At 70.1% G+C, this 12,346-nt stretch carries 10 protein-coding genes and 2 pseudogenes; 7 read left to right on the top strand and 5 right to left on the bottom strand.

Features of this window, described 5'->3' with window-relative positions:
* Positions 1 to 100: 100 nt before the first annotated feature.
* Together AC2VOK_RS18665 and AC2VOK_RS18660 are read left to right on the top strand one after the other, a co-directional pair.
* Positions 101 to 1,021 carry an MmpS family transport accessory protein gene (locus AC2VOK_RS18665; protein WP_428901794.1) on the top strand — a complete coding sequence of 307 codons (921 nt, stop codon included), beginning with the start codon at positions 101 to 103 and terminating at the stop codon, positions 1,019 to 1,021.
* On the top strand, positions 1,021 to 1,671 hold the full coding sequence (locus tag AC2VOK_RS18660; RefSeq protein WP_428901793.1) for a DUF2561 family protein: 651 nt from the start codon (positions 1,021 to 1,023) through the stop codon (positions 1,669 to 1,671). The genes AC2VOK_RS18665 and AC2VOK_RS18660 overlap by 1 nt, the downstream gene beginning before the upstream one ends.
* A gap of 189 nt (positions 1,672 to 1,860) precedes the next feature.
* On the opposite strand, the gene qcrB is transcribed toward AC2VOK_RS18660, so the two are convergent.
* Genes qcrB through ctaE form a run of 4 tightly spaced genes read right to left on the bottom strand, consistent with a single transcriptional unit; the run spans position 1,861 to position 6,229 of the window.
* Positions 1,861 to 3,549: a cytochrome bc1 complex cytochrome b subunit gene (gene qcrB, locus AC2VOK_RS18655; RefSeq protein WP_343709835.1), complete on the bottom strand. Its 1,689-nt coding sequence runs from the start codon at positions 3,547 to 3,549 to the stop codon at positions 1,861 to 1,863.
* Positions 3,546 to 4,721 (bottom strand): cytochrome bc1 complex Rieske iron-sulfur subunit, encoded by a 1,176-nt coding sequence (qcrA, locus tag AC2VOK_RS18650; protein ID WP_428901792.1) that lies wholly within the window; start codon positions 4,719 to 4,721, stop codon positions 3,546 to 3,548. The genes qcrB and qcrA overlap by 4 nt, the downstream gene beginning before the upstream one ends.
* Positions 4,718 to 5,587 carry a cytochrome bc1 complex diheme cytochrome c subunit gene (gene qcrC / locus AC2VOK_RS18645; protein WP_428901791.1) on the bottom strand — a complete coding sequence of 290 codons (870 nt, stop codon included), beginning with the start codon at positions 5,585 to 5,587 and terminating at the stop codon, positions 4,718 to 4,720. The genes qcrA and qcrC overlap by 4 nt, the downstream gene beginning before the upstream one ends.
* A gap of 30 nt (positions 5,588 to 5,617) precedes the next feature.
* On the bottom strand, positions 5,618 to 6,229 hold the full coding sequence (gene ctaE / locus AC2VOK_RS18640) for an aa3-type cytochrome oxidase subunit III (protein ID WP_343709833.1): 612 nt from the start codon (positions 6,227 to 6,229) through the stop codon (positions 5,618 to 5,620).
* 164 nt (positions 6,230 to 6,393) lie between these two features.
* Between ctaE and trpD the strand changes: the two genes are divergently transcribed.
* Positions 6,394 to 7,476 (top strand): anthranilate phosphoribosyltransferase, encoded by a 1,083-nt coding sequence (gene trpD, locus AC2VOK_RS18635; RefSeq protein WP_428901816.1) that lies wholly within the window; start codon positions 6,394 to 6,396, stop codon positions 7,474 to 7,476.
* Here trpD and AC2VOK_RS18630 read toward each other — a convergent pair.
* Positions 7,414 to 9,300: pseudogene (locus tag AC2VOK_RS18630) on the bottom strand (DEDD exonuclease domain-containing protein); the annotation flags it as partial. The gene trpD and the pseudogene AC2VOK_RS18630 overlap by 63 nt on opposite strands.
* A 157-nt stretch (positions 9,301 to 9,457) precedes the next feature.
* On the opposite strand from AC2VOK_RS18630, the gene AC2VOK_RS18625 reads away from it, so the two are divergent.
* The 4 genes and pseudogenes from AC2VOK_RS18625 to AC2VOK_RS18610 all read left to right on the top strand — a co-directional run.
* The gene (locus AC2VOK_RS18625) at positions 9,458 to 9,721 is read left to right on the top strand and encodes a hypothetical protein (RefSeq protein ID WP_428901790.1); all 264 of its coding nucleotides are present in this window, start codon (positions 9,458 to 9,460) and stop codon (positions 9,719 to 9,721) included.
* Between the two features lie 183 nt (positions 9,722 to 9,904).
* A complete protein-coding gene (gene ripC / locus AC2VOK_RS18620) occupies positions 9,905 to 11,053 on the top strand; it encodes a peptidoglycan hydrolase RipC (protein ID WP_428901789.1) in 1,149 nt (382 codons plus the stop codon).
* Positions 11,054 to 11,102: 49 nt separating this feature from the next.
* Positions 11,103 to 11,975, top strand: coding sequence for a hypothetical protein (locus tag AC2VOK_RS18615; protein WP_428901815.1), 873 nt, complete (start codon positions 11,103 to 11,105; stop codon positions 11,973 to 11,975).
* 11 nt (positions 11,976 to 11,986) lie between these two features.
* A pseudogene (locus AC2VOK_RS18610) lies at positions 11,987 to 12,346 on the top strand (alpha-(1-2)-phosphatidylinositol mannosyltransferase); the annotation flags it as partial.

The following is a 12,346-nucleotide window of genomic DNA, read 5'->3' as shown; positions in this document are numbered from 1 at the left end:
GGGTTTGTCCAGGCAGGATGAGAACTTGTGAAGTGCGCGCGCAACGATGTGACCGCGGAGCCCCGCGCGCTTGTGACGCAGTTGGACAGGGCAGGCGAAGATGAGCGGGCCGAACCCCCCAGGATGGAAACCTGAAGAACCCGATTCCGTGAGCAAGCTCAGCCCCGAACCGGATTCCGCTGACGGACACGGCGACGACCCTGAACCCGGCGCCGAAGCCGGTCCGGCGGAGGAACTCGAACACGTCGACGACGCCGAGATGGCGGCCGCGGACCGGGGCGTCCAGACGGACGCATACTCCCGGGCCTATTCAGCGCCCGAGTCCGAGCATGTCACCGGCGGCCCCTACGTGCCGGCCGACCTTCGGCTTTACGAGTACGACGACTACGACGAGGCGCCCGAACCGGAAAACGAACACCGTGCTCCGCGCTGGCCGTGGGTGGTCGGTGTCGCCGCGATCGTGGCGGCGATCGCGCTCGTGGTGTCGGTTTCGCTGCTCTTCGCGCGTACCGACACCAGCAAGCTCGCCAACCCGGCCACCACCACCCCGTCGAACCCGCCGATGCAGGACCAGATCACCACGACGAAACCGCTGCCCCCGCCGCCGCCTCCGCCGCCGCCCCCGACTGCCACCGAGACCCAGACGGTGACGGTGACCCCGCCGCCGCCCCCGCCGGCGACCACCTCGGCGGAGCCGCCGGCCACCTCGACGGCCGCGGCGCCACCGCCGACGACCACCACCCCGACCGGTCCGCGGCAGGTCACCTATTCGGTGACCGGCACCAAGGCGCCCGGCGACATCATCTCGGTGACCTACGTCGACGCCTCCGGTCGGCGGCGCACCCAGCACAACGTGTACATTCCCTGGTCGATGACCGTCACGCCGATCGCCCAGTCCGACGTAGGCTCGGTCGAGGCGTCCAGCCTGTTCCGCCTCAGCCGTCTCAACTGCTCCATCACCACGAGCGACGGAACGGTGCTGTCCTCGAACTCCAACGACGCGCCGCAGACGAGTTGCTGATGGTCAGCAATTATTCGTCTCGACGCGGCTCCGATACCATTCCGCCGGACGTGATCGATCGCCTGCTGGTCGGGGCGTGCGCAGCGATCTGGCTTGCTGTCCTCGGCGTCAGCGTCGCCGCCGCCGTCGCGCTGGTCGACCTGGGCCGCGGTTTCCACAAGATGTCCGCCAGCGGCGCGCACACAACCGCGGTGCTGTATGCGGTGATCATCGTTTCTGCGCTGATCATCGCCGGGGCCATCCCGGTGTTGTTGCGGGCTCGCCGGATGTCCCAGGAGCAGCCGTCGGCCCGTCCGCCGGCCGGGGCGGCACGCGGCGTGGCCGGCGCCCCGCTGCGGACCGGTTTCTCGGCCACGACGCGCACGCAGGGGGAGCGGATGCGTCGGCATGGGGTGCAGGCGGCAGATCCGGCCGCCGAGTGGTCCGGTGAGGCGGTGGATCGAGTGTGGCTGCGCGGCACCGTACTGCTGGTGGGAACGATAGGCACCGCACTTGTCGCGGTCGCGGCGGCGACCTACCTGATGGCCGTGGGTCACGACGGCGCGTCCTGGGTGGGCTACGGGCTGTCCGGAGCAGTCACTGCGGCGATGCCGGTGGTCGAGTTCCTGCACGTGCGACAGGTCCGTCGCCTGGTGGCCGGTTACGTGTAGCCGTCGGCCCGCCGGAGCAGGCCGCGTCGTCGGGATCCTCGGGGAGCCGGCCGGGCAGGATGCCGTCAACCCGCAGCGCCTGTGCACATCGATACGATCGGCCCCGCCCCGCCCGCCCCGCGGCCGGACGGGAGCCGGACGGGACAGGTGCGCCCGTCGGAAGTCAAACCCGTCTCTGAGCGCCCAGGCCTAGTGCTCGTCGTGTCCGTTTGAGGAGGAACCGACGACGGCGTCCTGGTGTTCGCGCAGGGCGGTCAGGGCCCGGTGCTCGGCGGCCTGCGCCGCCTCGCGCAACGCCTCGTCCTCGGATGCCGGGTCGGCGTACAGCAGGCTGCCGCTGCCGGGTGACCCCGCCGAGCCCAGCTTGTTCATCCGCTTGGGCAGCGGCGATCCCTGGTACTCCAGCGGAAGCGGGTGACCGTGTTCGTCGACCGGGCCGAGTGGCTGGTGCAGCTCGATGTAGGCGCCGTGCGGCAACCGCTTGATGATGCCCGTTTCGATGCCGTGCTCGAGCACGTCCCGGTCGCTGCGCTGCAGGGCGATGCACCACCGGTAGGCGGCGAAGTACACGATCGGCGGCAGCACCACCATGCCGATACGCCCGATCCAGGTCATCGCGTTCAGCGAGATGTCGAACTTCAGCGCGATGATGTCGTTCATGGCGCTCAGCGTCAGCACCATGTAGAACGCGATCGCCATCGCACCGATCGACGTGCGCACCGGGACGTCCCGCGGACGCTGCAACAGGTTGTGGTGCGCGTGGTCACCGCTGAACCGCTTCTCCAGGAAGGGGTAGACGATCAGCAGGATGAAGACCAGGCCCATCAGCAGTGCCACCCACACCGGGGCTGGGATGGTGTGGTGCCAGAAGTAGAACTCCCACGGCGGCCAGATACGGGCCAGACCCTCGGTCCACATCATGTAGAAGTCCGGCTGCGAGCCGGCCGAGACGTGAGAAGGCTTGTAGGGGCCCAGGTTCCAGATCGGGTTGATCTGCAGCAGCCCACCCATCAGGCCCAGCACGCCGACGATCGCCGCGAAGAAGGCGCCGGACTTGACCGCGAAGATCGGCATCACCCGGACGCCGACGACGTTGTGCTCGGTGCGGCCGGGCCCCGGGAACTGCGTGTGCTTCTGGAACCACACCATGGCCAGGTGCGCGCCGATGAGCGCCAGGATGATTCCGGGCAACAGCAGAATGTGCAGGGAGTACATGCGCGGGATGATGTAGCCCGCCTCGGCGCAGTGATAGCCCACTCCGCCGCAGGGGAAGTCACCACCGAACAAGGCCCAGTGCAGCCAGGTGCCGATCACCGGCATGCCCAGCGTGATCGAGGACAATGACGCCCGGATTCCGATGCCCGACAGCAGGTCATCGGGCAGCGAGTAGCCGAAGAAACCCTCGAACATCGCCAGGATCAGCAGCAGGGAACCGATCACCCAGTTGGCCTCGCGGGGCCGCCGGAACGCGCCGGTGAAGAAGATGCGCGCCAGGTGCACCATGATGGCGGCGGCGAACATCAGCGCGGCCCAGTGGTGGACCTGCCGGACGAACAGGCCGCCGCGCACCTCGAACGAGATGTCCAGGGTGGAGGCGAAGGCCTTCGACATGTCCACGCCGCGCAGCGGCTGGTACGCCCCGTTGTAGGTGACCTCACCCATGGTGGGGTCGAAGAACAGCGACAGGTACACGCCGGTCAGCAACAGCACGATGAAGCTGTACATCGCGACCTCGCCGAGCAGGAACGACCAGTGCGTGGGAAAGACCTTGTTGAGCTGCCGGCGCACCGCCGCCGACGGGTGGTAGCGGGTGTCGATGTCCTCCCCTTGACGGGCCAGGACGTCGCCGAGCTTCGGAGGACTGAGTTTCGGACTCATGTGGTGCGCTCCCAGAATGCCGGTCCGACGGGTTCGACGAAGTTGCCGTTGGCAACCAGATACCCGTTCTCGTCGATGGTAATGGGCAGCTGCGCCAACGCGCGCGCCGCAGGCCCGAATATCGGCTTGGCGTAATGCATCGCATCGAACTGCGACTGGTGACAAGGGCACAGGATCCGGTACGACTGCTCCTCGTACAGCGACGCCGGGCAACCCAGGTGCGAGCAGACCTTCGTGTAGGCGAAGAGTTCGCCGAAGTTGAAGCTCTCCTGGCCTTGCCGCTTGACGACGCGGGCCATGTCGGTGGGCCGGATCCGGATGAGCATGACGGGGTTGCGAACGCCCATCTGGATGCCGCGCAGCTTCTCGCGCGACTCGGCCGTCGTGCCGTCGCCGTCGGACTCCCGCCAGGGGAACACGGTCTCCATGCCACCGGCGTCGATGTCCTCCGGGCGCATCTTGATGAAGGGTGCGCCATCGGTGGCGCCCGTGGCGCGCGCCATGAAGATGGTCTCGCCGCGGTAGCGGGGGGTCCATCCGGACGTCCAGAGGACCGCTTCCATGCCGTTCTCGGTGGGGACCACCGGCTTCCACGGGTTCTTGATCAGACCCCCGACGAAGGCCACCAGGCTGCTCAGGCCGAACGCGCCCAGGCCGATGCCCAGCGACAGCCCGACCAGCTTGCGGCGTCCGATCGTCGATGTCTGGTAAGCGTCGGTCAGGTTGGCCACCACGGTCTTGCGGTCGATCTCCCGGGACGCGCCGTCATGACGCTGCTGGATCGAGATCTCTTCGGGGATGAACCGCTTCTGGTAGAGGATTGCCCCGACCGCGATGGCCAGGATGGACATCCCGAAGGTCAGGCCGTAAAGCGGAGTGGTCAGCGTGTACAGGATGCTGCCTGGGGCGTCCTTGGGCTTGTACTCCCAGGGCCAGAAGATGAAGATCAGCAGCAGCGCGAGCCCGAAGCCGCCGCCCGCCAGAAGCCACAGGGCCACGCCGCGCTCGGCGCGCTTCTCGGCCTTGGTGCCCTCGACCGGCCAGCGTGGTTCCTTGTAGACGGTCTCGACGCCGTCAAGCTTGCCGCCCAACTCGAGCAGTTGCTGCTGCGACATCCCGGCCAGCGTGGCGTCATCGGGCTCCTGGGAACCGCCGTGATCGATGTCGCTCATGCTCGCGCCCCAATCCACAGTGCCAGCCCGATGGCGGCGACCATCCCGATGATCCACATCGCCATGCCCTCGGGTGCGGGTCCGAAGCCGCCGAGGCCGTAGCCGCCTGGCTGGCGCTCTTCGGAGACCGATTTCACGTAGGCGATGATGTCCTTTTTGTCGTCGAAGGACAGCTGGCGGTCGGAGAACTTGGGCATGTTCTGCGGACCGGTGCGCATCGCGGCCAGAATCTGCTGCTCGTTGGCGGGTCCGAGGTCTGGCGCATACTTGCCCGACGAGAGCGCACCGCCCTTGCCGGTGAAGTTGTGGCACGACGAGCAGTTGAGCCGGAAGAGGTCGCCGCCGCGGCCCACGTTGTCACCGCGCAGCGACTGCATCGCCAGGCTGCCGTCGGGGTTGCGGACCACCGTCGGGCCGCCGCCGTTGGCCTGCACGAAGGCGCCGATCGCCTCGATCTGCGACTCGTCGAAGATCGGCTCCTTGCGCGGCGCCTGGGCCTCACCCCGCATGGCGGGCATGCGGCCGGTGGACACCTGGAAGTAGACGGCCTCCTCGCCGACCCCGATCAAGCTGGGTCCGTGCTGGTCCACGCCCTGCAGGTTGGCGCCGTGGCACGACACGCAGGAGGTGTCGAACAGCTGCTTACCGGTACGCAACAGCGCCGAGGCCGACTCGTCGGCGACGGCCACTTGCGGCGTGGGCGTCAGCACGGCGGCCAGCCCGCCGGCGATCGTCAGCGCGGTCAACAGCAGCAGGCCGCCCGACAGGCGCCGGCGCAGCCTCCGCCGCGCGCGATCACGCTGCGCCGGTGACGAGTGACCTCGCCGCCTGCCGGCGGCTGATCGACTAGACCCTAATTTCTTCAACCGAGCACTCCTCTTCGTCCCAGCGCAGGCTCATCGAATGAAATAGATGACGGTGAACAGTGCGATCCACACGATGTCGACGAAATGCCAGTAATACGAGACGACGATGCTCGCCGTCGCCTGTGCGGGCGTGAACTTGCTCATCGTTGTGCGGACCAGCAGAAAGATGAAGGCGATCAGGCCGCCGGTGACGTGCAGGCCGTGGAAGCCGGTGCACAGGTAGAAGACGGTGCCGTAGGAGCTTCCGGGGATGGTCGTGCCGTGGGTCACCAGGTGGTAGTACTCGTAGGCCTGCCCGAGGACGAAGAACAGCCCCATCAGGAACGTGATCACATACCAGCGGCGCAGCCCGAAGACGTCGCCCCGCTCGGCCGCGAACACACCCATCTGGCAGGTGAACGAGGAGGCAATCAACACCAGTGTCACCGGGACGGCCTGGTACAGATTCAGCTCGGTCGGCGGCGGCGGCCACTTCCCGCCGGCCTGGGAGCGCGCTGTGAAATACATCGCAAACAGGCCAGCAAAGAACATCAACTCGCTCGAAAGCCACACTATGGTGCCAACACTGACCATGTTAGGTCGGTTCAGCGAATGCACACGCGACGTGATGGCAGCACCTGAGGTCCCGGCAACGCTAGTCACATCCGCAAGTATGACGCTTTGTAGTTGTCGAACTCCACCCGGGGCGGCAATTCGGTGCCGCGCGTCGCGGCGCCGACGGTTCCGGGCCTGTCGGGGGCCTGATGGGGTGGGCCCGCCGACCGTGGGACCATCGGCGGGTGCCCGTGTCACCCGAGTCGTCCCAGATGTCAGGGGTCGCGGCTGTCGGGGCCCCCGCCGGGCCGGCGGCGTCGTGGCGGCAGGTGCTGGCCCGGTTGACGGGCGGGCAGCCGCTGGTGCGTGGCCAGGCGGCCTGGGCCATGGACCAGATCATGGCCGGCGGCGCGACACCCGCCCAGATCGCGGCCTTCGCGGTGGCGATGACGATGAAGGTGCCCACCGCGGTGGAAGTCGGTGAACTGGCCGAGGTGATGCTGAGCCACGCGCACCGGATGCCCGACGGCGCGGTTCCCGACGACGCCGTCGACATCGTGGGCACCGGGGGCGACGGCATGAACACCGTCAACCTGTCGACCATGGCCGCAATCGTGGTCGCGGCCGCCGGCGTGCCGGTGGTCAAGCACGGCAACCGCGCGTCGTCGTCGCTGTCCGGGGGTGCCGACACCCTCGAGGCGCTCGGGGTGCGCATCGAGCTCGAACCCGATCAGGTGGCGCGCTGCCTCACCGACGTCGGGATCGGGTTCTGCTTCGCCCCGGTCTTCCACCCGTCGTACCGGCACGCCTCGTCCGTGCGGCGCGAGATCGGCGTGCCGACCGTCTTCAATCTCCTCGGGCCGCTGACGAATCCAGCGTCGCCCCGAGCAGGCCTGATCGGCTGCGCATTCGCCGATCTGGCCGAGGTGATGGCGGGGGTGTTCGCCGCGCGCCGGTCCAGTGTGCTGGTCGTGCACGGTGACGACGGGCTCGACGAACTGACCACCACGACCACCAGCACGATCTGGCGGGTGCAGGCCGGGACCGTGGACAAGCTGACGTTCGATCCGGCCGGTTTCGGATTCGCCCGCGCCGACCGCGCTGAGTTGCTGGGCGGTGACGCACGGGCCAATGCGGCGGAGGCCCGGGCGGTGCTGGCCGGCGCCGGGGGCCCGGTGCGCGACGCGGTCGTGCTCAATGCCGCCGGGGCGATCGTCGCGCACGCAGGGCTATCCAGCCGCGCCGAATGGCTGCCCGCGTGGGAGGACGGGCTGCGCCGGGCCGCGGCGGCCATCGACTCCGGCGCGGCCGAAAACCTGCTCGCGCGGTGGGTGCGGTTCGGCCGGCAGTCCTGAGTCGCCGGCGCCCGGTGGCGATGCGCGCCGTGCAGCGGAGCGCTGAGGAGGCGGGCCGTCGGGCCACGCGTGATCGCAGGCCAGGCGCGCCGAGCGTGCCGACGCCGCCCACCCCGCCCACGTGCCGGCCGATCCCAGCGGAGAGGCCCAGCCGTCGGGGCTCGAGACCCGCACGATGCGCACCCCGGGGCCGGCCAGCCATCGTGCGATCAGAGCGGTCTCCTCGACGAGCGCACCGCCCAGCGGGGCCGGTAACGGCAGAATCGTCTGGGCGGCAGCACATAGGGCCTCGACCACGGGCATAGGCGGCACCCCGCGCCGGGCAGTGCCCGCGGCGGCGAGCTGGCCGTGGCGCACAACGGCGAGCTGGTATCCGCCCTTTCCGTCCGGGCCGTCGGGCGCGGCAGCGATCAGCTCCGGCACAGCGGTCAGCGCACGGAGCCGCTGGCCGCGCCACAGCGTCTCGATCGCGGCGGCGGTACGGTCGCGCATCCGCGCCGCGCTCTCGTAGTGGCCGTGCTCGGCCAGCGCGGCGACCTGGCCGATCGCCGCGGCCAGGGCACTGTTGTCCTGGCCGTCGATCAGGGCCGCGACGCGCGCCACCGCCGCCGCGTACCCGGTCGCGGTGACGTCGCGCGCGGCGGGGCATGGCGACACCTCGGCCGCGGCGCAGGCCGGTCCGTGCAACGCGGAGCGCCCCAGCCGGGTGGTGCAGGTTCGTAGCCCGGTGAATCGGGCCAGCAACTCACCTGTGTCGGCGGCGTCGGCGCGCGAGTGGAACGGCCCGACGGCGCGCTCGTGTCGCGGGGCGCGCACCACCGCCAGCCGCGGGAACGCCTCGTCGGTCAGCGCCAGCCACCACCAGCGTTGCGGGTATCTGGACCGGCGGTTGTAAGGCGGCGCGTGGGCGGCCAGCATGCGCAGTTCCCGCACGCCGGCCTCGAGCGCGTGCGCACACTCGACGTGGTCGACCGTGGTGGCCAGCGCGACCATCTCCTTCATCCGTCCGCGGGGGTCGGCGCCGGTGAAGTACTGACGCACCCGGCGCCGCAGGTCGGCGGCGGTGCCGACGTAGAGCACCTCGCCCGACGGTCCGCGGAACAGGTAGACCCCGGGCCGCTGCGGCAGGCCGTCCGCGAGCGATCGCTTGCGGCGTTGCGCCGGCGTCACACCGGGCAGATAGGAGCGCAGGTCGGCGTAGGTGTGCACACCCTGGTTCCCGACCCGTTCGATCAGCGCGTGCAGCACCTCGACGGTGGCGCGGGCGTCGTCGAGGGCGCGGTGTGTGGGCTGGGCGGCGACGGCGAACAGTCGCGCCAGGGCTGCCAGCCGCACGCTGGGCGCCTCCTCGCGGCTGAGCACCCGGCGGGCCAGCCGCACCGTGCACAGCACCTGCGGGCGGGGCCAGACGATGCCACAGCGCTCGGCTGCCGCGCGCAGGAACCCGATGTCGAACCCGGCGTTGTGGGCGACCAGCACCGCGTTGCCGGCGAACTCGAGGAACATCGGCAGTACGGCCTCGATCGGCGGGGCATCACCGACCATCGCCGTGGTGATGCCGGTGAGTCGCACGATCTGCGGCGGAATGCTGCGCTGCGGGTCGACCAACGTGGCGAACTCGCCGAGCACGACGCCGCCGCGGACCTTGACCGCCCCGATCTCGGTGATGGCATCGGGCGGCGTTCCGCCGGCGCCTTTGGTTCGCCCACCGGTGGTTTCGAGGTCCACCACAACGAAAGTCGTTTCGCGCAGCGGGATCTCGCCGGCGGTGCCCGGCGTTCCCACGTCCGCGAAAGTCAGCTGAGTCGCACCGTCGGCACCCATGATGTGCCACGTTAGGCATGTCCACCGACACCGGCGTACTCGCCACGCCGCGGGTCGGCCGGGATGCGGCGACGTGGCGATGTCGGTGCCAGCGGTTAGCGTGCGCGCAACCCGTACCCGGGGTTTCAGCAGAGCTCAACCCGAGAGGATCGACCCGATGGCACGAATCGCACGAATCAGCGGACCCGACAGTCCAGGCGTTGCAGGCGACGAACCGGCCGAATCGGTGGTGATCGACTGCGACGACTGCGCGGTCCGCGGGCCCGGTTGCCGCGACTGTGTGGTGAGCGTGCTGCTCGGCGTGCCGGAGACACTGCTGCAGGACGAGTGCGCGGCCTTGGAGGTTCTCGCGGACGTCGGGTTGGCGCCGCGGCTGCGTCTGGTGCCGATACGACGCGCCCGCGCGTCCGGTGTGGATTAACCGCCCTGCGCCGCTTACACTTCGGTGCGCGGCCAACCCGCCGTCACCCACAGAGAAATGACAGAAATCTCTCCAATTTCTTAACGAACTACTTTGGACAAAGCCTTTATCGTTTCGTAACCTGTTTGAGACCTAAACCAGCTCGGCGGCCATCCGCCGAAGGCCGTTCGAGGATGCACAATCTTGAGCTTTGACGTTAGGTGTCCGCTTGCGCGTGGCTTGACACGTGGTCTTGTCGGTACGTTAGCGGGCTTCACGGTGCTTTCCGGCGTTTTCGCGGCAAACGTGGCTGCCGACCCTGGCCAGGATGCGCTGGCCAAGCTGACCGAGCTGTCGCGACGGGCCGAGCGGACCACCGAGGCCATGCACAGTGCGCAGCTCGACCTCAACGACAAGGTGGCGGCCGAGCGCGCAGCGGAGCAGAAGCACGCGGGGGACCAGGTCGCCGTCGATGCGGCGAAAGCCCGTCTGGCCGGATTCCACAAGGCGGTCGACAAGCTGGCCGCCGCAACGTACATGGGTGGCCGTGTCGATGGCATGGAAGCCATGCTGACCGCGGGATCGCCGCAGGGGTTGATCGACAAGCTGAGCATGCAGCGCCTGATGGCGACCCAGATGACCAACCAGATGGCCAGCTACCGCTTCGCCGGCCAGCAGGCCGCCAAGGCGGAGCAGGAATCGGCCAAGTCCGCCGCGGCCGCCAAGAGCGCGGCCGAACAGGCCGCGGCGGTCCGGGCCGGCCTGCAGTCCAAGCAGAGCCAGTTGCAGGTGCAGATCGCCGTCGTCAAGTCGCAGTATCTGGCCCTGACATCCGACCAGCGCACCGCACTGGCCGACCCCGGGCCCGTCCCGGAAGGCGCCCCGGCCCCGGGTGCTCCGGCGCCGGAAGCGGCACCGCCGGGCGCGCCCCCGGGCGACGGGCAGGCGCCCGGTGCGGCCCCGGCGCCCTTCGGCTGGGCGGCTGCTGCTCCCGGCGGTGGCGGTGGTGACCGCGCCAGCGTGGTGCAGGCGGCGTTGACGCAGGTCGGCTCGCCGTACGTGTGGGGAGGTGCCGGGCCCGGCGGGTTCGACTGCTCCGGGCTGGTGATGTGGGCCTTCCAGCAGGCCGGTATCTCGCTACCGCACTCCAGCCAGGCGCAGGCCCACGGCGGCCAACCGGTGGCGGTGTCGGACCTGCAGCCCGGAGACGTGGTCACCTTTTATTCCGACGCGTCGCATAGCGGCATCTACGTCGGTGACGGGATGGTGATCCATTCCTCCACCTACGGCCAACCGGTGCGCGTGGTTCCGATGAATGCCGCGGGCCCGATCCACGACGCCCGTCGCTACTAGGCGCCCGGGCGCGCATCCCGATGCCGCGCGGCGTCGTCGGCTGTCGACGCTGCTGGCGTGGGTGTTCGTCGCCGAGGTGCTCGTGGCCGCCGCCGTGCCGCCGCGCCCATCTCCCGCCGTGCCGGCCGGGCCCGCCGGGCACCCGGTCGCCGACGCGCCCGCCGCGGTCGTCGAGGGCCACACCGTGCAGCTGATCGGGCGCGGCGGCCCGTCTGGCGACCGCCTGCTGGCCCGGATCGCCGCGGATGCCGGCGCCGCGGTGCGGCGAGTAAACGCCTTCTGGGGCGCCGACTGGCGCCGCGACGTCGCGGTGGTGGCCGCCGGCTCCGACGCGCAGTTCCGCGCCGCCGCCGGCGGGGGACCGGCGGCTCAGTGGGCCGACATCGCGGCCGTGACGGTTGCCGACCGCGTCGATCCCGCCCACCGGGTGGCGGTCGGCCAGCGCATCGTGTTCGCCCCGGGCGCGGCCGCAATGAGCGCATCCGCACTGCGAATCGTGTTGACCCACGAGCTCTTTCATTACGCGGCACGCCCCGACACCGCGCTGGACGCGCCCCGGTGGCTGACCGAGGGCGTCGCCGACTTCGTCGCCCGGCCGGCCACCCCGGTGCCCGCCGGTGCCGCGGCCGGGGCGCTGGCGCTGCCGTCGGACGCCGATCTGGACGCGGCGGGGCCGCAGCGCTCGGCGGCGTATGACCGCGCATGGTGGTTCGCCCGGTTCGTCGCCGACACCTACGGTGGGGCGGCGACGCTGCGCGCGTTCTACGTGGCCACGTGCGGTGCCGGCCACACCGACCTGCCCACCGCCGTGCGCGACGTCCTGGGCACCGACCCGCCGGGCCTGCTCGCCCGGTGGCGGCGGTGGCTGGCGGCACCCGCCGCGAGCCGACGCACGCGCACGCCGGGGCGACCGGCAGGCTAGCCTGTCGCACTGTGAGCCGGGTCCTGCTGGTGACCAATGATTTTCCGCCGCGGCCGGGCGGCATCCAGTCGTATCTGGTCGAGTTCGTCGGTCGGCTGGCCGGTGCGGGGTCGCACTCCGTGACGGTCTACGCACCGCGCTGGAAGGGCGCCGAGCGCTTCGATGCGGCGGCCGCGGCGGCCGGCTACCGCGTGGTGCGTCACCCCGGCACGCTGATGCTGCCCGGCCCTGCGGTCGATGCCCGGATGCGCCGGCTGATCGCCGACGGCGGCATCGACACCGTCTGGTTCGGGGCGGCAGCCCCGGTAGACCCTCTTGAGGGAGGGGGGCGAGGAGAAGGGGAGGACGGGGGGAGAGGGAAGAGAACCGGC

It is taken from the genome of Mycobacterium sp. TH-M116, assembly GCF_057473685.1.
The sequence above is the reverse complement of the archived record's forward strand: the minus strand, read 5'-3'. Positions and strand labels throughout refer to the sequence as shown.

Excerpts from the sequence above, each read along its gene's own strand:
- AC2VOK_RS18665 (WP_428901794.1), top strand. The coding sequence starts at position 101 with ATGAGCGGGCCGAACCCCCCAGGATGGAAACCTGAAGAACCCGATTCC.
- qcrA (WP_428901792.1), bottom strand. The coding sequence starts at position 4,721 with ATGAGCGACATCGATCACGGCGGTTCCCAGGAGCCCGATGACGCCACG.
- qcrB (WP_343709835.1), bottom strand. The coding sequence starts at position 3,549 with ATGAGTCCGAAACTCAGTCCTCCGAAGCTCGGCGACGTCCTGGCCCGT.
- AC2VOK_RS18625 (WP_428901790.1), top strand. The coding sequence starts at position 9,458 with ATGGCACGAATCGCACGAATCAGCGGACCCGACAGTCCAGGCGTTGCA.
- trpD (WP_428901816.1), top strand. The coding sequence starts at position 6,394 with ATGTCAGGGGTCGCGGCTGTCGGGGCCCCCGCCGGGCCGGCGGCGTCG.
- AC2VOK_RS18660 (WP_428901793.1), top strand. The coding sequence starts at position 1,021 with ATGGTCAGCAATTATTCGTCTCGACGCGGCTCCGATACCATTCCGCCG.